This is a genomic window from Cobetia sp. ICG0124 (genome assembly GCF_004006355.1).
GTDB lineage: Bacteria > Pseudomonadota > Gammaproteobacteria > Pseudomonadales > Halomonadaceae > Cobetia > Cobetia marina.
The window spans coordinates 1,077,673-1,092,693 of the sequence record NZ_CP024893.1 but is presented as its reverse complement, the minus strand read 5'-3'; the positions used below and the strand labels follow the sequence as shown (position 1 = coordinate 1,092,693).

At 62.1% G+C, this 15,021-nt stretch carries 11 protein-coding genes and 3 pseudogenes; 2 read left to right on the top strand and 12 right to left on the bottom strand.

The features are described 5' to 3' along the window. Positions 1–56: 56 nt before the first annotated feature. Both CU110_RS05010 and CU110_RS05005 read left to right on the top strand, forming a co-directional pair. Positions 57–710, top strand: a complete 654-nt coding sequence (locus CU110_RS05010; protein WP_084208131.1) for a TrkA family potassium uptake protein — start codon at positions 57–59, stop codon at positions 708–710. A 107-nt stretch (positions 711–817) separates the two neighbouring features. After that, positions 818–2,014, top strand: a pseudogene (locus CU110_RS05005) (TrkH family potassium uptake protein); the annotation flags it as partial. A gap of 150 nt (positions 2,015–2,164) precedes the next feature. On the opposite strand, the pseudogene ihfA reads toward CU110_RS05005, so the two are convergent. From ihfA to CU110_RS04945, 12 genes and pseudogenes are all read right to left on the bottom strand, one after another. Continuing rightward, a pseudogene (ihfA, locus tag CU110_RS05000) lies at positions 2,165–2,449 on the bottom strand (integration host factor subunit alpha); the annotation flags it as partial. 26 nt (positions 2,450–2,475) lie between these two features. Further along, positions 2,476–4,860, bottom strand: coding sequence for a phenylalanine--tRNA ligase subunit beta (pheT, locus tag CU110_RS04995; RefSeq protein WP_084208129.1), 2,385 nt, complete (start codon positions 4,858–4,860; stop codon positions 2,476–2,478). 56 nt (positions 4,861–4,916) lie between these two features. Further along, on the bottom strand, positions 4,917–5,936 hold the full coding sequence (gene pheS, locus CU110_RS04990) for a phenylalanine--tRNA ligase subunit alpha (RefSeq protein WP_084208128.1): 1,020 nt from the start codon (positions 5,934–5,936) through the stop codon (positions 4,917–4,919). Positions 5,937–6,295: 359 nt separating this feature from the next. Further along, positions 6,296–6,649, bottom strand: coding sequence for a 50S ribosomal protein L20 (gene rplT / locus CU110_RS04985; RefSeq protein WP_043335644.1), 354 nt, complete (start codon positions 6,647–6,649; stop codon positions 6,296–6,298). 45 nt (positions 6,650–6,694) lie between these two features. Continuing rightward, positions 6,695–6,889, bottom strand: coding sequence for a 50S ribosomal protein L35 (gene rpmI, locus CU110_RS04980; protein ID WP_043335648.1), 195 nt, complete (start codon positions 6,887–6,889; stop codon positions 6,695–6,697). Between the two features lie 100 nt (positions 6,890–6,989). Further along, positions 6,990–7,529, bottom strand: coding sequence for a translation initiation factor IF-3 (gene infC, locus CU110_RS04975; RefSeq protein ID WP_077374638.1), 540 nt, complete (start codon positions 7,527–7,529; stop codon positions 6,990–6,992). Positions 7,530–7,563: 34 nt separating this feature from the next. Beyond that, positions 7,564–9,462: a threonine--tRNA ligase gene (gene thrS / locus CU110_RS04970; protein ID WP_084208127.1), complete on the bottom strand. Its 1,899-nt coding sequence runs from the start codon at positions 9,460–9,462 to the stop codon at positions 7,564–7,566. A gap of 121 nt (positions 9,463–9,583) precedes the next feature. Further along, entirely contained in the window at positions 9,584–10,459 is an 876-nt protein-coding gene (locus tag CU110_RS04965) for an OmpA family protein (RefSeq protein WP_065392602.1), read from the bottom strand. A gap of 278 nt (positions 10,460–10,737) precedes the next feature. Continuing rightward, complete coding sequence (locus CU110_RS04960) at positions 10,738–11,892, bottom strand: amidohydrolase (RefSeq protein WP_084208126.1); 1,155 nt, start codon at positions 11,890–11,892, stop codon at positions 10,738–10,740. Continuing rightward, positions 11,889–12,407 (bottom strand): DUF2489 domain-containing protein, encoded by a 519-nt coding sequence (locus CU110_RS04955; protein WP_164850276.1) that lies wholly within the window; start codon positions 12,405–12,407, stop codon positions 11,889–11,891. Before CU110_RS04955 ends, CU110_RS04960 begins: the two co-directional genes overlap by 4 nt. Positions 12,408–12,477: 70 nt before the next feature. Beyond that, positions 12,478–13,620, bottom strand: a complete 1,143-nt coding sequence (locus CU110_RS04950; RefSeq protein WP_084208125.1) for a glycosyltransferase family 4 protein — start codon at positions 13,618–13,620, stop codon at positions 12,478–12,480. Further along, positions 13,617–14,970 (bottom strand): annotated as a pseudogene (locus tag CU110_RS04945) (UDP-glucose/GDP-mannose dehydrogenase family protein). Before CU110_RS04945 ends, CU110_RS04950 begins: the two are co-directional and overlap by 4 nt. Between the last annotated feature and the right edge of the window lie 51 nt (positions 14,971–15,021).

The following is a 15,021-nucleotide window of genomic DNA, read 5'->3' as shown; positions in this document are numbered from 1 at the left end:
GGTAACATTTGAAACGAGTATCTCGCCCTCTCAAGCAGCGCAGACAAGGAGTCGTCATGCATCGTCAATTCGCGGTGATCGGACTGGGGTATTTCGGCAGTACCGTCGCGCGGGAGCTCAGGCGCCACGACCATGAAGTGCTCGGCGTGGATCTCGATGAGAAACGTCTCAATGCCATGGCGGACCTGCTCAATCAGGCCGTCATTGCCGACCCGACCGATGAGCATGCCCTGCGTGAGCTTGGCCTCGAACAGTTCGACGCCGTGTTGATCGATCTGGCCGACTCGATGGAGCAGAGCCTGATCTGCGCGCTGCTGGCCAAGGAACTCGGTGCCAGGGAACTGTGGGTCAAGGCGACCTCGGATGCGCATCACAAGCTGCTCAGCCGTCTGGGCGTGGACCACATCGTGCACCCGGAGTACGACCTGGGCGTGCGGGTGGCGGAAAGCCTCGCCTATCACGCCATGGTCGACTTCATCCACCTGGGCGATCACCAGTTCGTGGTCGAGCTGGAGGTCAGCGAGCGTCTGTGCGATGACTGCCAACAGCTCGATCAGCTCCCCATCGATGAGGACATCAGCGTGATCGCCTTGCGCAAGGGCGCGACACTCGATCGCAAGCCTTCCGGCAGTACGCGGCTGTCCGCTGGCGATCATCTGGTACTGATCGGCGAACTGAGCGCACTGCGCAAGCTGGGGGCCCATCTGTGAGGCAGCGCTACCGACGCTATCTTCGCCCCCTGACCCGTGGCCCACGTGGCCCCATCATCCACCTGTCGCCTCCGGAGATCCTGCTGGGCGGCTTTCTGGGACTCAGCATGCTGGGGGCCTGCCTGCTGAAACTGCCAGGCATGCATCAGGAGGGCCTCAGCTGGCTGTCGGCACTGTTTACCGCCACCTCGGCGGTGACCGTCACCGGGCTTTCCGTCACCCCGCTCAGCGAGTTCACCTTCGCCGGGCAGGCCGTCGTGCTAGTATTGATCCAGCTGGGCGGCCTCGGTTTCATGACCATCGCCGCCCTGTCACTGGTGATGCTGGGGCAACGACTGCCGATGCATCAGACCAGCCTGCTGCGTGAAGCGCTCAACCGCAGCAGCTCACGCGAGATCGGCCGACTGCTCAGGGTCATCACCGCCTTTGCGGTGACACTTGAACTGGGCGGCGCTCTGCTGCTGGCGCTCGAATGGATGCCACGCCATGGTTGGGGACGCGGCATGTGGCTGAGCCTCTTCCACTCGGTCTCGGCCTTCAACAATGCCGGCTTCACCCTGTGGCCGGACAGCCTGTTGCGCGAATCCCGCAACCCGCTGGTCGCAAGCGTCATCAGCCTGCTCTTCATGACGGGTGGCATCGGCTTTGCCGTGATCGGCGAACTGCGCGAGCGCAGGCGTGAGCATGGGTGGCGCGTGCTGCTGCACCCCTCACGCTTCTCCGTACAGACACGCCTGGTGCTGGAAGCCACCATCGCACTCAACCTGTTGAGCCTGGTGGTGATACTGGCGCTTGAATGGGGCAACCCCGATACCCTGGCAGGCATGCGTGATCATGGCGAACGCTTCATCTCAGCAGCCTTCATGGCAGTGACGCCCCGTACCGCCGGCTTCAGCATGTTCGATACCTCCGCGATGACACAGGCCTCGACCCTCTGGACCATGGCGATGATGTTCATCGGTGGCGGGAGTGGCTCGACGGCCAGTGGCATCAAGATCACCACCTTCGTGGTGCTGCTGCTGACCACTCGCGCCTTCCTGCGCCAGAGACACTCACCGACCCTGCATGGCCGCCGTATCGGAGACGAGACTGTCTTCAAGGCCATCGCCGTGGCCTTGGCCGGCATGCTGTTGATCTTCAGCATGCTGTTCGGGCTGACCATCACCGACCCCGACCACGACTTCCGGTCGTTGGCCTTCGAGACGGTCTCGGCGTTCGGCACCGTGGGACTGAGCCTGGGGGTGACGCCGGAGCTTTCCGCTCCCGGACAGTGGTTGATCATCATCACCATGTTGCTGGGACGCACCGGCCCGCTGGCACTGGGTTACCTGCTGGCGACCCGCAGCCGTCCCGGCGTCAGCTATGCACGCACCGAACTCTCCATCGGCTTCATCATGATGATCATCGTGGTCGTCATGCTCCTCAAGGCGCTGATGGGTATGGCCTTCGCCATCGTACTCATCCACCCGAGCCTTGAGTTTCTGGCCAGGACGGAAGGTCACCACGCGACGCGCGGAGATCGGAATCTCCTCGCCTGTCTTGGGATTGCGCCCCGGACGCTCGCGTTTGTCACGCAGATCGAAGTTGCCGAAACCGGACAGCTTCACCTGTTCGTTCTCACGCAGGCAGCCACGAATCTCATCGAAGAAGACTTCGACCATCGACTTGGCTTCGCGCTTGGACATGCCAAGCTCTGCATGGAGATGCTCGGCGAGTTCCGCCTTGGTCAACGCTCCCATGTCCGCTCCCTCGTTCAAGTGGCGACTCATGCTCTCAGCGCCGCCCCGAAACGTGTGTGGCCATCGGCGACGATCGCATCGACTAACTGATTGATTTCCTCATCATTCAGCGTGCGCGAAGGATGCTGCCAGGTCAAGCCCAGAGCGAGCGACTTGTGACCATCGGCTACCCCCTGGCCCTGATAGACGTCAAACAGGCGCAGATCCGTCAGCCATTCCCCGGCTTGCGAGCGGATGGCGTCGAGCAGCGACTGCACGTGCACGCCCTCTTCGACCACGAAGGCCAGGTCACGACGCACTTCCGGATACTTGGAGAGCGGTGCAAAGTGCGGCAGACGGCCCGCACAGGCAGCGGCCAGCGTGATCTCGAACACGAACACCTCGACCTTCAGGCCGAGTTCGGCACGCGCTGCCGGGTGCAAAGCCCCCATCCAGCCTGCCGGCTCGCCGTTGAAGAACAGCTGAGCGGACTGACCCGGATGAAGCGCCGGATGCTCGGCAGCCTCGAAACGCCAGGCATCCAGGTTGCCGCCCAGTGCCAGCAGTGCCTCGACATCGCCCTTGAGATCGAAGAAGTCGACCTTGTCACGACCGCCATTCCAGCCTTCCGGCAGACGTGCGCCGGTGATCAGGCCACCGATCATCGGTGTCTGCTCGAGGGAGTCCAGCTCACCACGGAACACAAGCCCGGTCTCGAACAGGCGCACGCGCGACTGCTGACGATTGAGGTTGTGACTCAGTGCCTTGACCAGCCCCGGCAGCAGCGAGCTGCGCATCACGGCCATGTCGCTGGAAATCGGGTTGGCCAGTGCCGGCGCCACTCCGTGCGGGTCCAGCGTCTTCTGCAGCTCAGGCGCCACGAAGCTGTAGCTGATCGCTTCCTGATAGCCCCGCGCCACCAGCTGACGACGCAGGCTGGTCAGCGGCTGGGTGGTCTCATTGGCCACGGCCGGTGCCAGGCGCGCGTTCGGGCGGCTGACCGGCAGATTGTTGTAGCCGTGGATGCGCGCCAGCTCCTCGATCAGGTCAGCCTCGATGCTGACATCGAAACGCCAGCTCGGCACCGTCACCTGCCACTGGCTCTCGCCATCGGCCACGACCTGCATGCCCAGACGCTCGAGGATCTCGACGATCTCGGCATCCGGCAATGCCATGCCCAGCGTGCGCTCGACACTGGCGCCGCTCAGGCTGACGACGGCGGCCTTGGGCAGCGCTGCGTCGCTTGCGACCTCGATGATCGGGCCCGGCTTGCCGCCGGTGATCTCGAGCAGCAGAGCCGTCGCCCGCTCGATGGCATCACGCTGCAGCTGCGCGTCCACACCCCGCTCGAAACGATGCGAGCTGTCGGTGTGCAGGCCATAGCTGCGCGCCTTGCCAGCCACGCTCAACGGCGCGAAGAAGGCCGACTCGAAGAAGATGTCGCGCGTCTCGCCGTTCACGCCACTGCCTTCGCCGCCCATCACGCCAGCGATGGCCAGCGGGCCCTTCTCGTCGGCGATGACCAGGGTGTCGTCACGTAGCGCGACTTCCTGACCGTCGAGCAGCGTCAGCGGCTCTTCAGCGGCCGCCATGCGCACCTCGATGCCACCGTTCAGGCGCGCCAGATCGAAGGCGTGCATCGGCTGACCGAGCTCCAGCAGCACGTAGTTGGTGACGTCGACGACGGGGTCGATGCTGCGGATACCACTGCGGCGCAGACGCTCCTCGAGCCATAGCGGGGTGGTCGCGGCGACATTGACGTCGCGCACCACACGCCCCAGATAGCGCGGGCAGGCCTGCGGCGCACTGACGGTGACCGGGAAGGTGTCGTCGATCTGGGCCGCGACCGGCTCGATGCTCGGTGCCGTGACGGCAAGACGATTGAGCACACCGACTTCGCGTGCCAGGCCCTTGACGCTCAGGCAGTCACCGCGGTTCGGAGTCAGATCGACCTCGATGGCGCTGTCGTCGAGGTTCAGGAAGTCACGGGCATCACGGCCCACCGGCGCATCCGCGGCCAGCACCATGATGCCGTCGGAGGCTTCCGCCTCCAGCCCCAGCTCGGAGGCACCGCAGATCATGCCGCGGGATTCGACACCGCGCAGCTTGGCCTTGCGAATCTTGAAGTCACCCGGAAGCTTCGCGCCGACTTGGGCGAAGAGCACCTTCTGACCGGCGGCGACATTCGGCGCGCCACACACGACCTGCACCAGCTCACCACTGCCATCATCCACCTGACAGACGTTGAGGCGATCAGCCTCCGGATGCGGTTGCTTGTCCTTGACCTCGGCCACGACAACACCGGTGAACTCACCGGCGACGGGCTCGATACCATCGACTTCCAGACCGGCCATGGTGACCTGATCGGCCAGCTGCTGGGTGTTCAGTTCCGGCGACACCCACTCACGCAGCCACTGTTCGGAAAATTTCATCTTGCTGTCCTGTTCCGTATGTTCACGCCCTCACGGCGCGATACGTGAATGAGTGCCTAGCTGAACTGGCGAAGGAAACGCAGGTCGTTCTCGAAGAACAACCGCAGGTCATTGACGCCATAACGCAGCATCGCCAGACGCTCCACGCCCATGCCGAAGGCGAAGCCGCGGAAGCGTTCGCTATCGATACCGGAGTGACGGAAGACTTCCGGATGCACCATGCCGCAGCCCATCACCTCGAGCCAGCCGGTGTGGGAGCAGACACGACAGCCGTCACCGGCACACATCACGCACTGGATGTCGACTTCGGCGGACGGCTCGGTGAACGGGAAGTAGGACGGACGGAAACGGACTTCCAGATCATCGCGCTCGAAGAAGGCATGCAGGAACTCTTCGACGGTGCCCTTGAGGTCAGCGAAGCTGACGTTCTCATCTACCAGCAGACCCTCGACCTGATGGAACATCGGGGTATGGGTCAGGTCAGAGTCGCAGCGATAGACACGCCCTGGGCAGACGATGCGCAGCGGCGGCTCACTGGCCTTCATGCTGCGCACCTGCACCGGCGAGGTATGCGTACGCAGCAGACGCGTGGCGTCGAAGTAGAACGTATCGTGCATCGCACGCGCCGGGTGATGCGACGGGATGTTCAGCGCTTCGAAGTTGTGGTGGTCATCTTCGATCTCCGGGCCTTCGGCAACCCCGTAGCCGATGTGCGCGAAGAAGCTCTCGATGCGCTCAAGCGTGCGCGTCACCGGGTGCAGGCCACCCACTGGCTCGCCGCGTCCCGGCAAGGTGACGTCGACGCGTTCAGCAGCCAGTCGTGCATTGAGCGCTGCCGTTTCCAGCGCGGTACGACGCGCTTCCAGCTCGCCGTTCAGCAGCTGCTTGGCTTCGTTGATGGTCTCACCGGCCTTGGGACGCTCTTCGGGGGACAGTTTGCCCAACCCCTTGAGCAGCGCGGTGATCTCGCCCTTCTTGCCCAGAAAGCGTACCCGCACCTCATCGAGGGTCTGGACGTCTCCGGCCGCCTGGATCGCGGTGCGTGCTTCGTCCACCAGGGTGGAAAGATGTTCCATCCGTTCAGCTCCGATCGCTTGAGTCATCGACGTGGTAGAGCCCACCGTCAATGGAAGTCGCGCCGACCCGAAGATCGGCAGGGAGAACGCTCCGTCCGCGGTGAGTCACACAGACGGTCGCGCCCTTGCCAGAGTCCGGCCCGATCCGCGGCCAGTCTCATTCATGTTCGCGCTGGCGCCTCTCCCGAAATCCGAGGGAGACACCAAACAAAAACAGGGGAAGAGCGGCTGCTCTTCCCCTGTGACGTAACACGTCATCTCGATGCCACCTGAGCTGTCCAATGCAAGCATTCGACAGTCGCGCCTCGACTCACCACTCGCGTGGCTGGCCGGTGCCGGGCGACATCTGATCCGGTCACTTACTGAGCAGCCTTGGCCTTCTCGACGATGGCAGCAAAGGCAGCTTTTTCGTGAACCGCGATATCGGCGAGGACCTTGCGGTCGATCTCGATATTGGCCTTCTTCAGGCCAGCGATGAAGCGGCTGTAAGACATGCCATTGATGCGGGCCGCAGCGTTGATACGCGCGATCCACAGGGCACGGAACTGACGCTTGCGGACACGACGGTCACGGTAAGCGTACTGGCCGGCCTTGATGACAGCCTGCTTGGCTACGCGGAAGACGCGTGAACGCGCTCCGTAGTAACCCTTGGCCTGCTTCATGATCTTCTTGTGACGGCGACGTGCGACGACGCCACGCTTGACGCGGGACATAGCGTACTCCTGATATTAAGAAAGTTGGACCGAGGTAAGGACGGCTTACAGGTTCGGCAGCATGCGCTGGATCAGCGCCTTGTCTGCAGCGTGAACCTGCTTCATGCCACGCAGCTGACGCTTACGCTTGGTCGACTTCTTGGTCAGGATGTGGCTACGGAAGGACTGCTTGTGCTTGAAGCCGTTGGCAGTCTTCTTGAAGCGCTTGGCAGCGCCGCGGTTAGTCTTGATCTTCGGCATGAGTATTAACTCCGCTCGGTTTCTTGAGAAAATCCAAGGCCGACAAAAAGAGCCACGCCCGCAAGCGTGACCCTGATGTGTCCGTTCTACTGCCTGTGGATCACTTCTTTTTCGGCGCGAGAATCATGATCATCTGACGGCCTTCCATCTTCGGGAAGGACTCGACGGTCACGAGTTCACCGAGGTCGCCGGCGATACGTTCCATCAGCTTGCGGCCGATGTCCTGATGCGCCATTTCACGACCACGGAAGCGCAAGGTAACCTTGCCCTTGTCTCCGCCTTCGATGAAGCGAGTCAGGTTACGCAGCTTGACCTGATAATCGCCTTCATCGGTACCAGGACGGAATTTGACTTCCTTGACCTGGATTTGCTTCTGCTTCTTCTTCTGAAGATTCTTCTGTTTCTTCTCATCGAAAAGAAACTTGCCGTAATCCATGATCTTGCAGACGATGGGATCGGCATTGGAAATCTGGACGAGGTCGAGCCCTGCCTCTTCGGCCTTGGTGAGCGCTTCCTTCGTCGGCACTACGCCGACCTGCTCTCCATCTGCGTCGATGAGGCGGACTTCGTCCGCACGAATACGGTCATTGATGGGAGCCCGCTTTTCCTGGGGGCGTCCGCGCTGATTATTCCGCTTGATCGTTGCGTCTCCGTTTGGCTGAAATTCGTTACTGTCAGACCTGTTCTTCCTTCAGGCGTTCCATGAATTCTGAAACTTTCATGGTGCCGAGGTCTTCACCGGAACGGGTTCTGACAGCTACTGCATCAGCTTCCACTTCCTTGTCGCCGACGACGATGAGGTAAGGAACCTTCTGCAGAGTATGCTCACGGATTTTAAAGCCGATCTTCTCGTTCCTCAAGTCTGCTTTGACACGGATGTCATGTTTCTCGAGGCGAGAGACCAGATCCTTGGCATATTCTGCCTGGGAATCCGTGATGTTCATCACGACAATCTGCTCCGGGGCGAGCCAGAAAGGCATCGCGCCAGCGTGGTGCTCGATCAGTATGCCGAGGAAGCGCTCGAAGGAGCCGAGAATCGCACGGTGCAACATGACCGGAGTGCGACGCTCACCGCTTTCATCGACGAACTGGGCACTGAGACGCTCAGGCAGATTGAAGTCGAGCTGTAGCGTACCACATTGCCAGACACGATTCAGGCAATCTCGCAGGGAGAATTCAATCTTTGGTCCATAGAAGGCGCCTTCGCCCGGCTGAAGCTCCCACGGCAGGCCGGTCGCATCCAGTGCCGCCTGCAGGCCAGCCTCGGCCTTGTCCCAGGCTTCCGGCTCACCGATGAACGACTCGGGGCGTGTCGAGAGCTTGAGCTCGACATCCTCGAAGCCGAACTGACGATAGACTTCCAGCGTCAGTCGGATGAAGTCTTCCGCCTCGGACTGCACCTGATCATCGGTACAGAAGATGTGAGCATCGTCCTGAGTGAAACCACGCACACGCATCAGGCCGTGCAGAGAGCCTGAAGGCTCGTTGCGATGACAGGAGCCGAACTCGGCCAGACGCAGCGGCAGGTCGCGGTAGCTCTTGAGCCCCTGATTGAAGACCTGGACGTGGCACGGGCAGTTCATCGGCTTGACAGCGTACTCACGCTTCTCGGACTCGGTGGTGAACATCAGCTCGTTGTAATGACCCCAGTGCCCGGACTTCTTCCAGAGCGAAAGATCGACGACCTGAGGCGTCTTGATCTCCTGATAGCCGTTGGCTCGCTGGATGCGGCGCATGTACTGCTCGAGCACCTGATACATGGTCCAGCCATTCGGGTGCCAGAACACCATGCCCGGTGCCTCTTCCTGCATGTGGAAGAGATCCAGCTTCTTGGCCAGCTTGCGGTGGTCGCGCTTCTCGGCTTCCTCGAGACGCTTGAGGTAGGCCTTGAGCTGCTTCTTGTCCGGCCAGGCGGTGCCATAGATACGCGTCAGCATCGGCTTGGTGGAATCACCACGCCAGTAGGCACCTGCCAGCTTGAGCAGCTGGAAGTGCTTCAGGTGACGCGTGTTCGGCACGTGCGGGCCACGGCACATGTCGGTGTATTCTTCATGGTGATACAGGCGGATGGTATCGCCCTCACCGATGCCTTCGATGATTTCCTGCTTGTACGGCTCTTCACGCTTCTCGAAAGCGGCCATGGCCTCGTCACGCGAGACGTACTCGCGGACCACGTCGTACTCGCTGTCGATCAGCTGCTTCATGCGCTTCTCGATGGACTCGAGGTCTTCCGGCGTCACGGAGCGACCGAAATCGATGTCGTAATAGAAACCGTCATCGATGACCGGACCGATGGCCATCTTGGCATCCGGATAGAGCTGCTTGACGGCATGACCAATCAAGTGGGCGCAGGAGTGACGGATCACGTCCAGGCCTTCGGCATCACGGGCCGTGAGAATGGCGACGTCAGCATCTTCGGTGATCATGTCGGCGGCATCGACTTCGACGCCGTTGATCTTGCCGGCGACACACGCCTTGGCAAGGCCGGGACCGATGGATTCGGCCAGCTGCATCACGGAAATCGGAGTATCGAAGGTACGCTGGCTGCCGTCAGGCAGGGTAACGATAGGCATGAAGGAATCCTTGCATTCAGTGGTGGCCCTTACCAAGGGTCACGTGAAGCGAATTTAGCCGAGCGCAACGCAGACGGGGCGCCCGAAGGCGCCCCGTCTGATTCAGCTTACCGCGATGGGCTTACTTGACTTCAGCAAGCTCGACGCGACGGTTTTCAGCACGACCTGCAGCGGTGTCGTTGCTGGCAACCGGCTGCTCTTCACCGTAACCCATGGTTTCCATGCGGTTGGAACCGACACCTTCAGAGGCCAGATACGCCTTGACGGAGTCAGCACGCTTCTGGGAGAGCTGCTTGTTGTAGGAGTCAGAACCCACGGAATCAGTGTGACCTTCGATACGGACACGAACGTTCTCGTTGGACACCAGCTTGGCAGCCACACCGTTCAGCACTTGCTCAGCGCCGGAGGTCAGCTTGGCGGAGTCGAACTCGAAGTTCACGTCGCGCAGCACGAGGTCAGCGACACAGCCCAGGGCGTTGACCTTGGCACCTGCCGGAGTGTTCGGGCACTGGTCCTGGTAGTCCGGCACGCCGTCACCATCGGAATCCAGCGGGCAGCCTTTCGCGTCAACAGTGACGCCGGCCGGGGTACCCGGGCACTGGTCCTTGTAGTCAGCAACGCCGTCACCGTCGGTGTCCAGCGGGCAGCCTTTCGCATCGACTGCGACGCCTGCCGGAGTACCCGGGCATTCGTCACGATCGTTCGGCACGCCATCGCCGTCGTCGTCCATGGACTTCGGAGCGTCGTCAGCACACAGCAGTGCACCGGCAGTCGCGCCGCCCACGGCACCCAGAGAAGCGCCGGTGTCTTCGTCGCTGTCGCCAGAGACGCCGTAACCAATCCCCCCACCGATCAGGCCACCGGCCAGACCGCAGACGAACGGCTGGCTGTACCACGGCTTCTCAGCGGATGAGGACTGGGAAGCAGAGCTTGCACAGCCAGACAGGCCAACAACCAATGCAGACCCCAGAACCAGGCCAGTCGTAGATCTTTTCATGTAAGACTCCTTCTTTACACAGCGCTATTTGTAACGGGGTGTTACGCAGCGGCTCCGAGTATAAGAGCCGAACTCGTTACGGTGAAAGGAATTTTATATACCTCATCCCTTTAGAAGAAAGCACATCTGAGTGCGTCCTTCCAGCTCTGATCGGGTCTGTTTCCCTTGAAAACGGTACCGATCCTCATGCATACGTTGAAGGAAAACAGTGTTTTTTGCAACGTCGAAAAACTTTGACACTACCTGTATCATTTAAGAGACGCTGTAAAAGTCACGATTCATGCACCGTTCAGGTGGTGACGCACCAGTCCCTCGAAGAGCGCGACACCCGGCATGATCAGGTCATCCGGGAAATCATAGCGGGGATGATGGAGTCCCGGGAGCGCTTCACCGGCCCCCAGCGTGAACATGGCGGCATGGCATTCTCGCCCCAGCACTCCGAAATCTTCCGACCAGCGATGTGCCTGATCCAGCTCATGACAGGGCTGCCCCACCTGCGCCGCCACGCGACGAATCACCGCGTTCGCCTCAGCTGAATTCCAGGTCGCCTCAAAGGCATCGCACCAGTCCACCTCGATGCCGAGATGGTCCTCTTCCGCCTCACTGCGGGCCAATGAGACCGCCGCCTCGGCGAGGGCCTTCATCATGTCGTTGCTTTCCGTGCGCAGGGTCGCCATCACCTCGGCATCCCCCGGCGCGGTGCCGAAGGCGACCTCCCCCAGCCGCGCGTGCACCAGAGTGACCATGGCAAGCCCCGTCTCGTCCGCGAACTGCAGCGGCAGACGAGAGAGTCCCTGCATGATGCGACACATGGCCATGGCGGGACTGCGCCCATTCTCGGGATGGGCTGCGTGGGCGCACAGTCCGGAAAGCCGCACGATCATGCCCCGCGAGGCACAGGTGAAGGCGTCATCACGGACGCTGACCTCTCCCAGCGGCCGCCCCGGCAGATTGTGGCAGGCATAGAGGAAATCCGGCTTGATGGTCTCGAAGGCCTTGGTGCGTACCACCGCACGCGCACCCTCTCCCGTCTCCTCGGCGGGCTGGAACAGCAATACCACCTCGCCCCTGGCTACCGGGCGCCTGGCCAGGCGCTGCGCCACTCCCAGCAGCCACGTCATGTGCCCATCGTGACCACAGAGATGGCCGACATGCTGGTGACAGGATGACCAGTCTCCCCGTGGCACCTCATCGATGGGCAACGCATCGAGCTCACAGCGCAACATGACCCGCGGGCCGGGCGCGGCGCCGCGGAAGATGGCCGCCAGACCATGCCCCCCCAATCCCGTGACCACCTCGGCGCCTGCCTCTTCCATCCAGCCGGCGATCAGGGCCGAGGTAGCTTCCTCCTGCCCGGACAGCTCCGGTGCCCGATGCAGCGCATGACGCAGCTCGATCAGTTCAGTTCCCAGCAGCGGGAGCGTATTGTTCATGCCAGCCTCGCCTGACCCAGATCCGTCGGTGCCACGGGCCGTTCACGTCCCAGGTACTCGCGATACCACACCGGCATGCTTTCCAGCACGCATTGCGCTGCCTGCTGAAGAGGCTTGGCCATCTCTTCCTCGACGGCGATGCGCTCCTTGTCCTCTGCCAGCCGCTCACGCGGGCTCAGTGCCTTTCGTGCCGAGTGGGTATGCAGGTGGGACACTCGCCCGTGCAGGGTGCCAAAGGCCCCCAGGACGTCATCCTCTGCCAGCGAGGTATCCAGTATCTCGATCAACACCTTGCAGCGCAGCCCCCCTTCCACGAGGTCCACCTGGCCGGCCTGCATGGCACGGGCAATCGCTTCAAGACTCTCCAGGCAATTGGCGCGTGCACGCGTCAACTCCTCTGCACGCAACGCCTCGCGCTTCCTCACCTCACGGCGCAACTTGAGCGCATAGGCCGTCAGACCGGCGATGATGATGAGTGCAATGACGATCAGAATGATGCTGGTACTCAGGGACATGCGATTCTCCTGCCGAAATCAAGTGACGAGTATAGGGACTGCGGACGGGACACCCAAGGCGGCGCGATGCTCAGCGCCCCGCCATCAATGTCTCGAAACTGGCCTTGAGCTTGAGGTTCTGGGCCTGATGGGAGTAGCCCGTGGCAAGTGCGGCCAGGGTTCTGCTCAGCGCATCGGAGTCGCTCTCCAGCAGATGGGTACAGCGCTCGGCCCACTGCATCGGGCTGGATTGCGCGGCCATCACCAGCGAGGGGTGATCGTCGAGCAACTCGGCCGAGCCGACACGCGCGTTGAGCAATACCGGGGTACCACAGGCCATGGCTTCCAGCGCGACACGTCCGAATTCCTCGATATGTGCCGGCAGAACGAACAGGTCCAGCGCGCCATAGAGCGTTTCGACCTCGGCGATGGTCGAACGCCAGATCATGCGCTCAGCCACACCGGCCACCTGTGCCTGCTGCTGGTAGGGCGCGGCATCATCCTTGCCCACCACCAGAAAGCGATAGCGTCCGGGGCTGGCCTGCTCCATCAGCGCGGCCATGGCGACGAATCCGGCCACATTGCGCTTGGTGAAGTTCCCTGAGGTCACCAGCCCGATCAACTGCTCTTCCCCACTGACGCCAAGCGCCTCACGCTGGGCTTCACGGCCGGCACGTGCACGCTCGGGCGTGAACTGCACCGGGTCATAGCCCGGGTAGCTGATCTCGATCTTGTCCGGCGAGATCGCGTAGCGCTCGACGAGATCATCGCCCATCATGCGCGAATTGACCGCCACCTGACGGAACTTGCCACCGTTGAGCACGTGATCATGGATCGCGGCCACTTCATGATTCTCAGGCAGATCACGGCCATGGATGCACTGTGACGCCAGATGCACGCAGTTGTGCAGATAGACGGTATCCAGGCTCTCGCAATCCCCATGGCTGACCAGCAGGTCCGGCGTGTGGCGACGGGCCCATGCCTGAACCCGACGATTGAACCAGAAGCGCCGATAGGCCCCCTTGAACGGCCAGCGCCACAGACGCACCAGCTCCGCGCCATGCTCCCGCGCCAGCTCAGGCTTGCCACGTTCGGCGAGAATCACCACGCGATACCCCAGCGCGGTCAGGGCGTCCGCCTGCTCGAAGGCGTTGCGACTGGCACCGGTGCTCTTCTCGACCTGACGAATGGCAATCGCGGCCAGCTTTTCTGACCTCGCGAGACCCGCGCTCACGAGGCCTCCGGGGCTTGATGCATGGAATCGCCACGGCCGACCGCGTAATACATCAGGCCGGCAGACTTCATGGCGGACGGCTCGAAGAGGTTGCGGCCATCCACCACCACTGGGAAGGCCAGCTGGGTCTTGAGCCAGCCGGCATCCAGCGTGCGGAATTCCTTCCATTCGGTGCACACCGCCAGCGCATCCGCGCCCTTGACCGCCTGGATGCGATCCGCCACCAGCACCAGGTCATCGCGCTCACCGTAGATACGACGTGCATTCCTTCATCGCTTCCGGGTCATAGGCCTGCACCTTGGCACCCGCCGCCCATAGCGCTTCCATCAGCGTGCGGCTCGGCGCGTCGCGCATGTCATCGGTGTTCGGCTTGAAGGCCAGCCCCCAGACGGCAATCGTCTTGCCGGCGAGATCCCCATCGAAGGCACGTGACAGCTTCTCGAACAGCGTGACCTTCTGGCGCTTGTTGACGGATTCCACCGCGGTGAGCAGCTCGGCCTCATAGCCTACCTGACTGGCGGTACGCGCCAGCGCCTGGACATCCTTCGGGAAGCAGGAGCCACCGTAGCCACAGCCCGGGTAGATGAAGTGGTAACCGATGCGCGGATCACTGCCGATCCCGCGACGCACTTCCTCGATATCCGCGCCCAGGCGCTCGGCCAGGTTGGAGATCTCGTTCATGAAGCTGATCTTGGTGGCCAGCATCGCGTTGGCGGCGTACTTGGTCAGCTCGGCGGCGCGCACATCCATGAACATCAGCTTTTCATGGTTGCGATTGTAGGGGGCATAGCATTCGCGCATGCGCTCGCGCACCGCCTCGGAATCGGTGCCGACCACGATGCGGGCACCGCGCGTGAAGTCCTCCAGCGCCGCGCCCTCCTTGAGGAATTCCGGGTTGGAGCAGACATCGAACGCAACACTCACGCCGCGGTGCTTGAGCACCTCTGCCACGCGGGCATGCACGCGATCCGCAGTGCCCACCGGCACGGTGGACTTGTCGATGATGACCTTGTAGTCATCCATGTGCTCACCGATGGTGCCCGCCACGGCCAGCACGTACTTGAGATCGGCACTGCCGTCTTCATCCGGCGGCGTGCCCACGGCAATGAACTGCAGCACGCCGTGCGCGACGGCCTCGCGGGCGTCGGTGGTGAAGTTGAGACGTCCCGCCTCCACGTTGCGCGTCACCATGCTCTCGAGCCCCGGCTCGAAGATGGGGATCTCACCCTGCTTGAGGCGCTCGATCTTGGCGGCGTCCACGTCCATGCAGATCACGTCATGGCCAACATCCGCTAGACAGGTGCCGGTGACCAGACCTACGTAACCTGTTCCGAAGACAGTGATTTTCATGTCAGTCCTTGGGTGTCTCTGAGGGTAGTGAAGGGGGTGACAGGGTGATCG

Coding starts and splice junctions, on each gene's coding strand:
- CU110_RS05010 (WP_084208131.1), top strand. CDS start 57: ATGCATCGTCAATTCGCGGTGATCGGACTGGGGTATTTCGGCAGTACC.
- pheT (WP_084208129.1), bottom strand. CDS start 4,860: ATGAAATTTTCCGAACAGTGGCTGCGTGAGTGGGTGTCGCCGGAACTG.
- pheS (WP_084208128.1), bottom strand. CDS start 5,936: ATGGAACATCTTTCCACCCTGGTGGACGAAGCACGCACCGCGATCCAG.
- rplT (WP_043335644.1), bottom strand. CDS start 6,649: ATGTCCCGCGTCAAGCGTGGCGTCGTCGCACGTCGCCGTCACAAGAAG.
- rpmI (WP_043335648.1), bottom strand. CDS start 6,889: ATGCCGAAGATCAAGACTAACCGCGGCGCTGCCAAGCGCTTCAAGAAG.
- thrS (WP_084208127.1), bottom strand. CDS start 9,462: ATGCCTATCGTTACCCTGCCTGACGGCAGCCAGCGTACCTTCGATACT.
- CU110_RS04965 (WP_065392602.1), bottom strand. CDS start 10,459: ATGAAAAGATCTACGACTGGCCTGGTTCTGGGGTCTGCATTGGTTGTT.
- CU110_RS04960 (WP_084208126.1), bottom strand. CDS start 11,892: ATGAACAATACGCTCCCGCTGCTGGGAACTGAACTGATCGAGCTGCGT.
- CU110_RS04955 (WP_164850276.1), bottom strand. CDS start 12,407: ATGTCCCTGAGTACCAGCATCATTCTGATCGTCATTGCACTCATCATC.